The organism is Olleya aquimaris, from assembly GCF_003259525.1.
Taxonomy (GTDB): Bacteria; Bacteroidota; Bacteroidia; order Flavobacteriales; family Flavobacteriaceae; genus Olleya; species Olleya aquimaris.
In genome coordinates this window covers 109,848-122,315 of the sequence record NZ_QLLO01000004.1, presented here as the reverse complement: position 1 = coordinate 122,315, position 12,468 = coordinate 109,848, and the positions used below count along the sequence as shown (strand labels likewise).

The window sequence follows — 12,468 nt, the reverse complement described above, 5'->3', positions numbered from 1 at the left end:
TCAACAAAATTTTATCAAAAATACAACTTTTACTAAATATAGAGATGCTTTTATTATATTTATAACATTCAAAAATATCTAAATTAATTATTATGAAAATAAGCTTTATTAAAAGCATTAGAATTATCATTTTAACAATTGTTGCTTGTTTTTTTACAACATCATCAATTGCACAAGATAATCCACCTAAACAAAGCGGTGATTTTTGGGAAAATGTACGTTTTGGAGGTGGTTTAGGATTAAGTACCGGAAATAATTTTTTTAGTGCGACTTTGGCTCCAAGTGCTATTTACCAGTTTGATAATGCATTTGCTTTAGGTGTTGGATTAAATGGAACCTATAACCGAAGTAAAAATGTTTATAAATCTACTATACTTGGTGGTAGTATTATGTCTTTTTACAACCCTATCCAAGAGATACAATTATCTGCCGAGTTTGAGCAACTTAATGTAAATCAAAAATTTGAAGGTAGTTTTTCGAATAATCCAGATAGAAATTATTGGGTACCTGCTTTATTTGTTGGTGCTGGTTACAGAACTAACAATGTTACTGTTGGTATACGATACGATTTACTTTACGACGACACCAAAAGCGTTTATGCTAATGCTTGGGTCCCTTTTGTTAGGGTGTTCTTTTAATACAAAATCTTACTACTATTAATCACTCCTCTTTACTTCATTGTTAAGAGGATTTTTTATAAAAACTAATATTTTTTTAATTAGGATAAATTTATCCTAAATATGATTTTTATCATGTTTTAAGCTACAACCTATTTGTAATTTTGGTTAATAAAACTAGATAACATGAAAACAACACTAAAACTTATGACTATTTTTTTTGCTACACTTTTAATTAGTTGTGGTGGGAAAGATGAAAAGAAAAAAGAAACCTTTTCATACGAAAAGAAAACAACCACAGATCAAACAACTGCTATTAAACCAGAAAAAATACTAGCCTCTAATAAAGTAGATTTAGTTAATAAAGGCGTTGGCCCAATAAAAAACATTGACCTAGGAAATGAGATTGACCGAAAATTGGTTACCCATGGAACTGAAGTCTTCAAAAAAATGTGTACTGCTTGTCACAGACCTAATAAAAAATTTATTGGACCTGCACCAACTGGAATTTTAGAGCGTCGTACACCAGAATGGGTAATGAATATGATTTTAAATCCAGAACAAATGGTTAAAGAAGACCCCTTAGCTAAAGAACTATTAATGGAGTTTAATGGTTCTCCTATGGCTAATCAAGGACTTACAGAAGAAGATGCAAGAGCAGTACTAGAATATTTTAGAACTTTAAAATAACTTATTATGAAACCAATCAAGCAACTATTATTAGTTTGTGTATGTGTTGTTTTAACTTATTCATGCAAAGAAACTAATAACCAAAACTCAACCTCGACAACAACAACATCTACAGCTGCTACACCAGATAAAAAATCTGGACAAGCTTTTATAAAAGATGATGAAAGTAAACCTACTGTTTTAAGCATTGCAATGGAATCTAAAGACCACACAACTTTAGTGGATGCTGTACAAGCAGCTTCATTAGAAAATGCTTTAGTAAACGCAGGTCCATTAATGGTATTTGCACCAACTAACGACGCCTTTGCAGCCTTACCTGAAGGTACTGTAGAAAATTTATTAAAACCAGAAAACAAAGAAGCTTTAGCAAATATTTTAAAATATCATGTGACACCTGGGAATTACTCTAAAGACTTTTTAAAGAAATTTAAAAAACTAGGCCAAGCCAATAATGGTTATGTAAAAGTTGAAGTTGTAAATGGTGAGCCAGTCATTGGAGGTGCAAAAATTCTTGCAAGTATTAATGCAGGTAATGGAATAGTACATGTTATTGACAAAGTATTATTACCTCCAACCGAATAATTTTAAACACTAATAAAACCCTATAAATAATGAAAAATTCAATACAAATTGTTTTCGCAACTTTGGCAATCTTGATAGGATTAACAAGTTGTAATAATTCTAGCAAATCAAATAATAAATCTGGTGCATTAGCAAGTAATGTAGCTGAAAAAGTGTACGTTGCTCCTGGAGAGCATGACGAGTTTTACGCCTTCATTTCTGGAGGATACAGTGGTAATTTAACAGTCTATGGATTACCATCAGGTAGAATGTTTAAGGAGATTCCTGTGTTTTCTCAATTTCCAACTTCAGGTTATGGGTATTCTGAAGAAACTAAGCCAATGTTAAACACCTCTCATGGCTTTATACCTTGGGGAGATTCTCACCATCCAGATATTTCACAAACCAATGGAGAGATTGATGGTCGTTTTATTTTTATTAACGAAAATAACACACCAAGAATCGCAAAAATTGATCTTAAAACATTTGAAACTACAGAGATTATCGAAGTCCCAAATAGTGCTGGTAACCACAGTTCTTCATTTGTAACAGAAAATACAGAATATGTTGTCGCTGGAACACGTTTTTCGGTTCCAATTCCGCAACGTGATATGCCAATTATTGAATATAAAGGTAATTTTCAAGGTGCATTATCTTTTATTAGTGTAGCACCAGAAACTGGAGCTATGGATATCAAATTTCAAGTGCTTATGCCAGGTTTTAATTATGACTTAGCCCATCCTGGACGAGGTGCCTCACATGGTTGGTTTTTCTTCTCAACTTATAATTCTGAAGAAGCAAGTACATTATTAGAAGTTAATGCTTCTCAAAACGATAAAGATTTTATTGCAGCAATAAACTGGAAAAAAATTGAAGAATATGTAAATAATGGAGGCGGAAAAATGATGCCTGCAGACTATGCACATAATGTTTATGATGAACATACACATACAGCAACCTCTACAATGAAAAAACAAGTACGTGTTGTTAACCCAACAGATGTGCCAGGAGCTGTATTTTTCTTACCAACACCAAAGTCGCCTCATGGTTGTGATGTAGATCCTTCTGGAGAATATATTGTAGGTAATGGTAAACTATCAGCTAATCTGACAGTACATTCTTTTACCAAAATGTTAGCTGCTATTGATAGTAAGAAATTTGATGGTGAAGCCTATGGTATTCCTATTTTAAAATTTGAAGATGTTTTAGCTGGTTCTGTTGAACAAGCAGGTTTAGGACCTTTACATACAGAGTTTGATAGTGAAGGTAATGCGTATACAACGTTCTTTATTTCTTCTGAAGTTGTAAAATGGAAATTAGGCACTTGGGAAGTTATTGATAGAAAACCTACATACTATTCTGTTGGTCATTTAACCATTCCTGGAGGAAACTCTAGAAAACCTCAAGGTAAATATATGTTTGCTATGAATAAAATAACAAAAGACAGATACTTACCAACAGGTCCAGAATTAGAGCACAGTGCTCAACTGTATGATATTTCTGGAGATAAAATGGAGTTACTATTAGATTTTCCAACACATGGAGAACCACATTATGCTGCTGCAATGCGAGCAGATATTATTAAAGAACGATCTCAAAAAATTTACAACTTAGAAGACAACAAACACCCTTATGCAGCTTTTTCTGATGATGATGTTAAGATTGTACGAAAAGGTAACGAGGTGCATATTTATATGACCACAATTAGAAGTCACTTTTCACCAGACAACATTGAAGGTATTAAGTTAGGAGATAAAGTGTACTTCCATGTAACAAATTTAGAACAAGACTTTGACGTCCCACATGGCTTTGCTGTACTTGGACAAAATACTTCAGAGTTATTAATCATGCCAGGACAAACTAAAACATCGGTTTGGGAACCAACAAAAGTAGGTGTGTGGCCATTTTATTGTACAGATTTCTGTTCTGCATTACACCAAGAAATGCAAGGTTATATTAGAGTCTCACCTAGCAACTCAGATGTACCATTAAAATGGTCGTTAGGAGAAGAAATAGAAGAATAATTAAGGTCTAGAGAGATTTTGTTTTAGTGTTTATTTCTCTATTAAAGGCGAGAGTTGTTTTTTTCGCTCTCGCCTTTTCATTAAATATTATCTCACACTTTTAACTTAAAACCATATTCCCGCTTAGCGAGAACTACAAAGATGAAAAAGTCAAACATCATTATGCTAATTGCAGCAATTTTACCTTTAGGATTATTCTTGTTTCCACTCTGGAAAATCACTTTGGAAGCACCACAATATCCGACACCATTAGGTATGTATATACACATTAATGATTTTTCTGACGCCAACCCTCATGATATTAAAAATATAAATTTAATGAATCATTATGTGGGCATGCAGTACATTCCAGATGCTATTCCAGAGTTTAAAATATTTCCGGCAGGAATACTTATTACCACACTAATTGGTTTAATAATAGCCTTTAAAGGAAATTATAAATGGTTTTTAGCATGGTTTATATTAATGCTAGTATTAAGTGCAGCAGGCATGTATGACTTTTACCTTTGGGAGCATGATTATGGACATAATCTAGATCCGAAAGCCATCATGAAATTTACTAATCCAGATGGAACTCAAATGGGCTTTCAACCACCTCTTTTTGGAAGTAAAGACATTCTTAATTTTAGAGCACACTCCTATCCACAATTAGGTGCTTTATTTTTAGGCTTAGGAATAGCCACAGGATTTATAGCCTATATCGTTGGTAAGAAAAATAATAGAAAACTTAAGATTATGTAATATTTAAATAGCTAAAACACTAAAATCATGAAAACACTAAAACACCTTTTAACACTTATATTATCGCTATTTTTTGTAGGCTGTAATATCTCACCACAACCCATAGATTATGGAAATGATGGATGTCATTTCTGTAAAATGACCATTGTAGATAAAATCCATGCTGCAGAAATTGTAACTAAAAAAGGAAAAGTCTATAAGTTTGATGCTACAGAATGTATGATTCATTTTTTAGAAGACTTTGACACTTCTGAGGTTGGCTTATTCTTATCCAACAACTATACCGAGCCTGAAGTACTTATTGATGCTAATAAAGCCACATTTTTAATAAGCAAAAACGTACCTAGTCCAATGGGTGCTTTTTTATCTGCTTTTAAAAATAAAGTGGATGCAGAAAAAGTACAATCAGAAAAAGGTGGTACACTATACAATTGGGAAGAATTAAAATTACACCTAAAATAAAAGGCTATGTATTTAACTAACAACATATTAAATCAAACACCATACGAGGGTTTAAAAGCAAAAAAGATTTTAGATATTGAAGCTAAAGAAATGCTTCATATTAGTTTAGAAGCCAATGCTGTTTTTCCTAAACACTCCTCACCAAGAGATGCTTATTTATTGGTTTTGGAAGGCAAAATTATTTTCACTATAAATAATACAGATTATACTCTTTTAAAACATCAAATTTTCAGTTTCCCAAAAGATAAAGACCATTGGGTAAAAGCTATTCAGAATTCTAAATTTTTGATTATTAGATAATCATGACAAAAACAATATTAAGTTTTATAATTCTGCTAATTACGTCATTGTTTTCACATGCTCAAACTATTAACGTATGTGAAACTTGCCCTGTTTCAACTTTAAAGAAAGCTATCACGCAAGCTAAAGATTTTGATACTATCCGAGTTAAAAAAGGCACCTATAAAGAGCATTCTATTTTAGTGGATAAGTCACTTACTATAATAGGAGAAAACTATCCTATAATTGATGGCGAATTAAAAGGTGAAATTATTACTATTACAGCAGATCATGTTACTGTTGACGGTTTATTTATAATTAACGTTGGCACAAGTTATACCGAAGATTATGCAGCCATTAGAATAAAAAAAAGCAAACATTTCCTGATTCAGAACCTTGTTTTAGAAAAACTTTTTTTTGGTATTTATCTTGAAAAATCAAGTTACGGTAGAGTGTATCATAACAAAATTATAGGTGACGCTAAAGAAGAATATAACTCTGGAAATGGCATACAATTATGGTACAGTAACCATATAGAAATTGAACATAATTATGTGGAGCATGTACGTGATGGTATTTATTTAGAATTTTCTGACGATTGCCTCATAAAAAATAATGTTAGTGCAGAAAACATAAGATACGGTTTACATTTTATGTTTTCTAATAACGATGAATATTGTGATAACACTTTTGAAAACAACGGAGCAGGTGTTGCAGTTATGTTCTCAAAAAAAATAAAAATGTATAATAATACGTTTAAAGAAAATTGGGGAACTGCTTCTTATGGCATGCTATTAAAAGAAATAAATGATGCCAAAATTATAGGTAATACATTTGAAAACAACACCATAGGCATAAATATAGAAGGCTCTAATCGTATTATATACCAGCATAATAATTTTAAAAACAATGGTTGGGCTATAAAAATAAAAGGCGCTTGTTACACTAATACATTTATAGAGAATAACTTTTTATACAACTCTTTTGACATTGCCTACAATAGCAATGTAAATGATAACCTATTTGACAAAAACTATTGGAGTAATTACACAGGTTACGACTTAGACAAAGATGGCAATGGAGACGTGCCTTATCGACCTGTAAAACTATTTTCTTACATTGTTAATCGTACTCCAGAAACCATCATTTTATTACGTAGTATGTTTATAGATATTATTGATTTTTCTGAAAAAGTATCACCTGTTTTTACACCTGATAATTTATTGGATAATAAACCACAAATGAAAAAAATAACATGGTAATTATTGAAAATTTACATAAAAAATTTGGGAAAAATCAAGTCTTAAGTGGTGTTAATTTAACCATTAATGAAGGCGGAATTTTTGCAGTGCTTGGACCAAACGGTTCTGGTAAAACTACTTTAATTAAAGCGGTTTTAGGCATGGTTATACCTAATAAAGGAAATATTACAGTTCTAGGAGAAAACATTTATAAAAACTCTGACTACAGACATAAAATAGATTATTTACCTCAAATAGCTAATTTTCCAAGCAATCTTCGTGTAAAAGAATTAATTAAAATGATTAAAGATTTACGCAAACCTACCAATGAAGATGAACAGTTAATAAAACTATTTAGGCTAGAACCTTTTTTAGATAAAAAATTAGGGCAATTATCTGGAGGCACTAAACAAAAAGTAAACCTTGTTTTAACCTTTATGTTTGATAGTGCATTAGTAATTTTAGACGAACCAACAACAGGTTTAGATCCTATTTCGTTAATAAGATTAAAAGATTTAATTAAAGCCGAAAAAGCTAAAGGCAAGACTATACTTATTACATCGCATATTATGAGTTTTGTTGAAGAGGTTTCTGATGAAATTGTATTTATTTTAGAAGGAAAAATTTACTTTAAAGGCACTATTCAAGAATTAAAAACCAAGACACAGCAGCCAGATTTTGAGCATGCAATTGCGTCAATATTATCAGATAATCATGCTTAAAATATTAAAATATAGTTTTTTCGATCTAATGCGCAGTCGCTGGAGTTACGTGTATTTCGGCTTTTATTTGTTATTAGGAATTGTGTTATTGTTTTTAAATAACGATCTATCAAAAGCTGTCATTACCTTAATGAACGTTATTATAGTATTAGTGCCTTTAATTGGGACTATTTTTGGTGTGATGTATTATTATAATTCTAAAGAATTTACTGAGTTGCTATTAGCACAGCCTTTAAAACGGTCCTCCATATTTTTAGGTCAATATTTAGGGGTGGCCATATCACTTTCTATGAGCTTAGTTTTAGGATTAGGAATTCCGTTTGTGTTTTATGGATTGTTTCAAAGTAGTGCTATTTGGGATTTTTCTCTATTATTAATTACTGGTACTTTTTTAACCTTAATATTTACAGCTTTAGCCTTTAACATTGCGTTATCAAACGAGAACAAAATAAAAGGGTTTGGATATGCTATTTTATTATGGTTGTTTCTTGCTGTTATTTATGATGGATTATTTTTAATGACACTAATTATGTTTGAAGATTATCCACTGGACAAAGTGTCCTTAATTGGTACCATGTTAAATCCAATTGATTTATCCAGGACTTTAATCCTTTTAAAGCTAGACATTTCTGCATTACTAGGTTATACAGGTGCAGTTTTTAAACAATTTTTCGGGACCAGCTTCGGAATAATTGTATCTTTTGTAACATTAACCCTTTGGGTGGTCTTACCAGTGTTAAGAATTATGTTTAAATCAAAGAAAAAAGATTTTTAAGATGAAAATAAATTACTCTTTATTGTTGCTTATAGCCTTCATTTTTAGTTGTAAAACAGAAGACAAAAAACCTGAAATAAAAACAATTTCAACAGAAGATGTTTCAACAATCGACTCCTTAAAATTAAGATTGAATAATGGCGAAAAATGGATTGTTAATGAAGAAACACATCTTGGTATGAAACGTATTGATTCCATTTTAAAAAATAGGACATTCTCAGAGCTAAAAATAGTTGGTGATGCATTATCAAAACAAACGAGCTATATTATTAAAAATTGTGATATGAAAGGTGTAGCACATGACCAATTACATGTGGTTTTAGTGCCTATTTTAGAAGAAATTTCAAATCTTAAAGAAGTTAAAAATAGTAGTGAAACCGAAGTTTCTATTAACAAATTAAAAGGTTTAATATCTAAATATTATAAGTATTTTGACCTTTAAGTATTAGTCTAAACTTTTAAAAAAGCTACTCCTTTTTTAATATTTAAGGCCAACTCTTCTAAATTAGTATTTTCAAGTAATGCTCTTAGTCCTTCACGAATCTCTTTAAATTTATCGTGTACAGGACATGGATGGTTTTCATCACATTTATCTAAACCTAATCCACAACCAATATAAATACTATCACCATCTATAGCATTAACAATTTGTGCTAATTTAATTTTGGAAATTTTATTTTTATCAATCTCAAAACCACCATATGCTCCTTGAACTGATTTAATAAGATTGTTTTTAACTAATGCTTGCAATATTTTTGCAGTAAAAGCTTGAGGAGAGTTTATTTCTTCAGAAATTTCTTTTGGACTAACACGTTTGCCTTCAGCAGAATTTTTTGCAATAAAAATCGTGGCTCTAATACCATATTCGCAAGCTTTTGAAAACATATAATTAACTATTTAAAACAAAGATAAGTAATTTACTTTAAATAAGATAAATTTATCCTATTAAGAATATTGATGCCTAAACCACACCTTTTGCCACTCGCGTTTTAAAATTAAAAAAGCAACTTTTTCAGACATTTCTAAGGTGTCTGACCCATCCAATGCTTTAATTTGATGCTCTGGCACATCAATAATATAAAGCAGGTTTAGGTACTCTGAGAATTTTTCTTGAATAAGTTTATAAACGGTTTCGTGAAGTAAAAACTTTAGACTTGAAGGTAAAATATCTTCGTCAAAATCTAAGTCGATATTAGCGTACAAAAAATCTTTATTAAGCTGCCTCACTAATTTCTGGTACAAATTAAGCGTATTGGCTTCTTCAATTAAATCTTCAAATGTAGACGGTAGATTCATTATACTTTTCTGGTCATTAAACCCATTCCAAACTCACGAAGTATCTCTTTTTTAGTTTCAGAAATACTTAAAGCTTCCAGAACCTGAAAAGCTTTGTTTGTATATTCTTCTATTGCTTGTTGCGTAGCTTCAGCAGATCCAGAATTAACAAAAAACTGTTTTACAGTGTCAATTTTATCTGAATTATCTTCCAAATTAACAGTAAATAATTGTTCTAGTTGACGTTTTTCTTGTTGGTTTAAAAACTCTAATGCCTTTAAGTACAGATACGTCTTTTTGTTTTCAATAATATCTCCACCAACTTGTTTACCAAAGGTTTTTGGATCACCAAACGCATCTAGATAATCATCTTGTAATTGAAAAGCTATACCTAAGTTTTTACCAAATTGATAAATACTATTTTGATTTTCAACAGAGGTTCCTGCAACTATTGCTCCCATTTGCATGGCTGCTCCAACTAAAACAGCTGTTTTGTATTCAATCATTTTTAAATACTCTGGGATAGTCACATCGTCTCTTGTTTCAAAATCCACATCGTATTGCTGTCCTTCGCAAACCTCTAAAGCAGTTTTGCTAAATAGTTTTGCTAATGCTTGAAATGTATGTGGTTGGTAATTTTCAAATAATTGATATGCCATAATTAGCATGGCATCTCCAGACAAAATCCCTGTATTAACATCCCACTTTTCGTGTACAGTTTGTTGTCCTCGTCTTAAAGGTGCATCATCCATAATATCGTCATGCACTAACGAAAAGTTATGAAACACCTCTACGCTTAATGCTGCATTTAAAGCGGTTTGATAGTTTGCATCAAAAACCTCAGCAGTCATTAATGTTAATACTGGACGTAAACGTTTTCCACCTAATTCCAAAATATAATGTATAGGGTCGTATAAGTTTTTGGGCTCTTTTGTGGAGGAGTACTGTTTTAAATAATCTGTAACTACAGATTGATAAAATGAAATGTTTTGCATTATGCAAAAATAAAGCAAATAGTGTTAACAAACTATACACATGTAAAAGTCCATTGTTAAAAAAACTTTAAAACTTTGGAAACTTTTATTGTTTTTAAAGTTTCCCGATGTACATTTGCACTTAATTATGAGAGACACTATTATAAATAAATCTGTAGAAATGTTTTTAACACTTGGTTTTAAAAGTGTGACTATGGATGATATTGCTAACGAATTAGCGATTTCTAAAAAAACTATTTATCAACATTTTGAAAACAAAACCAAATTAGTAGAAGCAACTACTTTACACGTATTTAACAATATTTGTGATGGTATAGATTGCATTTGTTCTGCTTCAAAAAATCCAATTGAAGAATTATACGATATTAAAATGTTTGTGATGAACTATCTAAAAAACGAGAAAACATCACCGCAATATCAGCTTAAAAAATATTATCCTAAAACCTTTGAACTGTTACAAGTTAAACAGTTTGAAAAAATGCATGAATCGGTAAAAGAAAGTATTCAAAAAGGAGTAGACACACAACTTTTTAGATCCAACATTGATGTGGACTTTATCTCTAGAATGTACTTTAATGGTATGTCCGGAATTAAAGATGGTACTATTTTTCCGCCTGAATTATACAACATGGAATATTTAATGGAAAGCTATTTAGAGTACCATTTACGTGCAATAGTTACTGAAAAAGGAATGAAAATTCTGAACAATTTTATAAAACAAAACCAATCATAACAACCAATGAAACATTTTTCATTACTCGTTTTCTTATTACTGGGTTCATTTTTGATTGCTCAAGAACAACCACAATCGTTTAGCTTACAAGAAGCTATTGATTTTGCATTAGAAAACAACAGACAAGCTAAAAATGCATCTAGAAATATTGATGCAGCAAAGCAACAAAAATGGGAAACCACAGCAACTGGTTTACCTCAAATTAATGCTGAAATCAACTATCAAAATTTCTTAAAACAACAAGTATCTGTAATTCCAGCAGAATTTTTTGGTGGAAATCAAGGGGAGTTTGCAGAGGTTATTTTTGGCACCAAACAAAATGCAACTGCTACCGCTACCTTAAGTCAGCTGTTATTTGACGGTTCTTATTTAGTGGGCTTACAATCTGCAAAGGTATTTTTAGAAATCTCTAAAAATGCAAAAGAAAAAACTGATCTTGAGGTTAGAAAATCTGTTATTAACGCCTACGGTAATGTTTTACTTATTGAAGAAAACATTAAAATTTTAGAACGCAACAAAACTGTTTTACAAAAAAACTTAGACGAAGTCACAAAAATTTACGAAAATGGCTTTGAAGAATTGGAAAGCGTAGAGCAACTTCAAATTACTTTGTCTAACGTAAACAGCCAATTAAACAATGTTAAGCGTCTTAAAACAATAGCCTATCAAATGCTAAGTGTAACATTAGGTTTGGATTTTAATTCTACAATTATTGTTACTGACAGTTTAGAAACATTAACTGTAAAAAACATATCCTTAAATTTAGTAGATAGTACAACAGATGTAACTTCTACTATCGATTATAGAATAGCAGAAAACGATAAAAAAGCCAAAGAGTTAATGGTTAAACTTGAAAAAAGCAAAGCATTACCTAGTCTAAGTGCTTTTATTAATGGTGGTTATAGTGCTTTTGACAACCAGTTTGTATTTTTAGACAGTAATACCAAATGGTACGGATCTTCATTGGTTGGTGTTAATTTAAGTGTCCCAATTTTTAGTTCTGGGATGCGAAATGCTTCCACCCAACGTGCTAAAATTAATTTAGAAATAGCAGAAGAAAACTTATCAGACACAAAGCAAATGCTTAATCTTCAAATAGAAACTGCTAAAAGCGATTTCAAATATGCAATTGAAGAATACGATAACAAAAAACTAAATTTAAACTTAGCTGAACGTATAGAGCAAAAAAATCAAACTAAATTTTTTGAAGGTGTAGGTTCTAGTTTTGATTTAAGACAAGCACAAACTCAACTTTACAGTGCACAACAAGAATTTTTACAAGCTATGCTAAATGTTATAAACACTAAAGCAGAACTTGAAACCATCACCAATAATACCACCAACTTTTAATCC

General features: G+C 31.0%; 16 protein-coding genes. 13 read left to right on the top strand and 3 right to left on the bottom strand.

The genetic code is table 11. The features are described 5' to 3' along the window. Nucleotides 1-92 precede the first annotated feature (92 nt). The 11 genes from LY08_RS06975 (at nt 93) to LY08_RS06925 (ending at nt 8,554) form a co-directional block, all read left to right on the top strand. On the top strand, nt 93-638 hold the full coding sequence (locus LY08_RS06975; RefSeq protein ID WP_111659731.1) for an alpha-ketoglutarate decarboxylase: 546 nt from the start codon (nt 93-95) through the stop codon (nt 636-638). A 165-nt stretch (nt 639-803) separates the two neighbouring features. Continuing rightward, complete coding sequence (locus tag LY08_RS06970) at nt 804-1,307, top strand: c-type cytochrome (RefSeq protein WP_111659730.1); 504 nt, start codon at nt 804-806, stop codon at nt 1,305-1,307. A gap of 6 nt (nt 1,308-1,313) precedes the next feature. Then, on the top strand, nt 1,314-1,889 hold the full coding sequence (locus LY08_RS06965) for a fasciclin domain-containing protein (RefSeq protein ID WP_111659729.1): 576 nt from the start codon (nt 1,314-1,316) through the stop codon (nt 1,887-1,889). Between the two features lie 29 nt (nt 1,890-1,918). Further along, nucleotides 1,919-3,892 (top strand): Sec-dependent nitrous-oxide reductase, encoded by a 1,974-nt coding sequence (gene nosZ / locus LY08_RS06960; protein ID WP_111659728.1) that lies wholly within the window; start codon nt 1,919-1,921, stop codon nt 3,890-3,892. Nucleotides 3,893-4,033: 141 nt separating this feature from the next. After that, on the top strand, nt 4,034-4,633 hold the full coding sequence (locus LY08_RS06955; RefSeq protein WP_170120605.1) for a hypothetical protein: 600 nt from the start codon (nt 4,034-4,036) through the stop codon (nt 4,631-4,633). 27 nt (nt 4,634-4,660) lie between these two features. Next, nucleotides 4,661-5,095, top strand: a complete 435-nt coding sequence (locus tag LY08_RS06950; protein ID WP_111659727.1) for a nitrous oxide reductase accessory protein NosL — start codon at nt 4,661-4,663, stop codon at nt 5,093-5,095. 6 nt (nt 5,096-5,101) lie between these two features. Next, nucleotides 5,102-5,395 (top strand): cupin domain-containing protein, encoded by a 294-nt coding sequence (locus LY08_RS06945; protein ID WP_111659726.1) that lies wholly within the window; start codon nt 5,102-5,104, stop codon nt 5,393-5,395. Between the two features lie 2 nt (nt 5,396-5,397). Further along, nucleotides 5,398-6,636 carry a nitrous oxide reductase family maturation protein NosD gene (locus LY08_RS06940; RefSeq protein ID WP_111659725.1) on the top strand — a complete coding sequence of 413 codons (1,239 nt, stop codon included), beginning with the start codon at nt 5,398-5,400 and terminating at the stop codon, nt 6,634-6,636. Next, nucleotides 6,630-7,337, top strand: coding sequence for an ABC transporter ATP-binding protein (locus tag LY08_RS06935; RefSeq protein WP_111659724.1), 708 nt, complete (start codon nt 6,630-6,632; stop codon nt 7,335-7,337). The genes LY08_RS06940 and LY08_RS06935 overlap by 7 nt, the downstream gene beginning before the upstream one ends. Then, complete coding sequence (locus LY08_RS06930; protein WP_111659723.1) at nt 7,330-8,112, top strand: ABC transporter permease; 783 nt, start codon at nt 7,330-7,332, stop codon at nt 8,110-8,112. The genes LY08_RS06935 and LY08_RS06930 overlap by 8 nt, the downstream gene beginning before the upstream one ends. 1 nt (nt 8,113) lies before the next feature. Further along, nucleotides 8,114-8,554: a hypothetical protein gene (locus LY08_RS06925; RefSeq protein WP_111659722.1), complete on the top strand. Its 441-nt coding sequence runs from the start codon at nt 8,114-8,116 to the stop codon at nt 8,552-8,554. Nucleotides 8,555-8,562: 8 nt separating this feature from the next. Here the strand turns inward: LY08_RS06925 and LY08_RS06920 are convergent, their stop codons facing one another. Genes LY08_RS06920 through LY08_RS06910 form a run of 3 tightly spaced genes read right to left on the bottom strand, consistent with a single transcriptional unit; the run spans nt 8,563 to nt 10,382 of the window. Then, nucleotides 8,563-8,997 (bottom strand): RrF2 family transcriptional regulator, encoded by a 435-nt coding sequence (locus tag LY08_RS06920; RefSeq protein WP_111659721.1) that lies wholly within the window; start codon nt 8,995-8,997, stop codon nt 8,563-8,565. Nucleotides 8,998-9,057: 60 nt separating this feature from the next. Continuing rightward, nucleotides 9,058-9,408, bottom strand: coding sequence for a hypothetical protein (locus tag LY08_RS06915; RefSeq protein ID WP_111659720.1), 351 nt, complete (start codon nt 9,406-9,408; stop codon nt 9,058-9,060). After that, nucleotides 9,408-10,382, bottom strand: a complete 975-nt coding sequence (locus LY08_RS06910) for a polyprenyl synthetase family protein (RefSeq protein WP_111659719.1) — start codon at nt 10,380-10,382, stop codon at nt 9,408-9,410. The genes LY08_RS06915 and LY08_RS06910 overlap by 1 nt, the downstream gene beginning before the upstream one ends. Before the next feature lie 127 nt (nt 10,383-10,509). On the opposite strand from LY08_RS06910, the gene LY08_RS06905 reads away from it, so the two are divergent. Both LY08_RS06905 and LY08_RS06900 read left to right on the top strand, forming a co-directional pair. Continuing rightward, complete coding sequence (locus tag LY08_RS06905; protein WP_111659718.1) at nt 10,510-11,115, top strand: TetR/AcrR family transcriptional regulator; 606 nt, start codon at nt 10,510-10,512, stop codon at nt 11,113-11,115. 6 nt (nt 11,116-11,121) lie between these two features. After that, entirely contained in the window at nt 11,122-12,465 is a 1,344-nt protein-coding gene (locus LY08_RS06900; RefSeq protein ID WP_111659717.1) for a TolC family protein, read from the top strand. Nucleotides 12,466-12,468: the final 3 nt, after the last annotated feature.

Excerpts from the sequence above, each read along its gene's own strand:
- LY08_RS06975 (WP_111659731.1), top strand. The coding sequence starts at position 93 with ATGAAAATAAGCTTTATTAAAAGCATTAGAATTATCATTTTAACAATT.
- LY08_RS06970 (WP_111659730.1), top strand. The coding sequence starts at position 804 with ATGAAAACAACACTAAAACTTATGACTATTTTTTTTGCTACACTTTTA.
- LY08_RS06965 (WP_111659729.1), top strand. The coding sequence starts at position 1,314 with ATGAAACCAATCAAGCAACTATTATTAGTTTGTGTATGTGTTGTTTTA.
- nosZ (WP_111659728.1), top strand. The coding sequence starts at position 1,919 with ATGAAAAATTCAATACAAATTGTTTTCGCAACTTTGGCAATCTTGATA.
- LY08_RS06955 (WP_170120605.1), top strand. The coding sequence starts at position 4,034 with ATGAAAAAGTCAAACATCATTATGCTAATTGCAGCAATTTTACCTTTA.
- LY08_RS06950 (WP_111659727.1), top strand. The coding sequence starts at position 4,661 with ATGAAAACACTAAAACACCTTTTAACACTTATATTATCGCTATTTTTT.
- LY08_RS06945 (WP_111659726.1), top strand. The coding sequence starts at position 5,102 with ATGTATTTAACTAACAACATATTAAATCAAACACCATACGAGGGTTTA.
- LY08_RS06940 (WP_111659725.1), top strand. The coding sequence starts at position 5,398 with ATGACAAAAACAATATTAAGTTTTATAATTCTGCTAATTACGTCATTG.
- LY08_RS06935 (WP_111659724.1), top strand. The coding sequence starts at position 6,630 with ATGGTAATTATTGAAAATTTACATAAAAAATTTGGGAAAAATCAAGTC.
- LY08_RS06930 (WP_111659723.1), top strand. The coding sequence starts at position 7,330 with ATGCTTAAAATATTAAAATATAGTTTTTTCGATCTAATGCGCAGTCGC.
- LY08_RS06925 (WP_111659722.1), top strand. The coding sequence starts at position 8,114 with ATGAAAATAAATTACTCTTTATTGTTGCTTATAGCCTTCATTTTTAGT.
- LY08_RS06920 (WP_111659721.1), bottom strand. The coding sequence starts at position 8,997 with ATGTTTTCAAAAGCTTGCGAATATGGTATTAGAGCCACGATTTTTATT.
- LY08_RS06915 (WP_111659720.1), bottom strand. The coding sequence starts at position 9,408 with ATGAATCTACCGTCTACATTTGAAGATTTAATTGAAGAAGCCAATACG.
- LY08_RS06910 (WP_111659719.1), bottom strand. The coding sequence starts at position 10,382 with ATGCAAAACATTTCATTTTATCAATCTGTAGTTACAGATTATTTAAAA.
- LY08_RS06905 (WP_111659718.1), top strand. The coding sequence starts at position 10,510 with ATGAGAGACACTATTATAAATAAATCTGTAGAAATGTTTTTAACACTT.
- LY08_RS06900 (WP_111659717.1), top strand. The coding sequence starts at position 11,122 with ATGAAACATTTTTCATTACTCGTTTTCTTATTACTGGGTTCATTTTTG.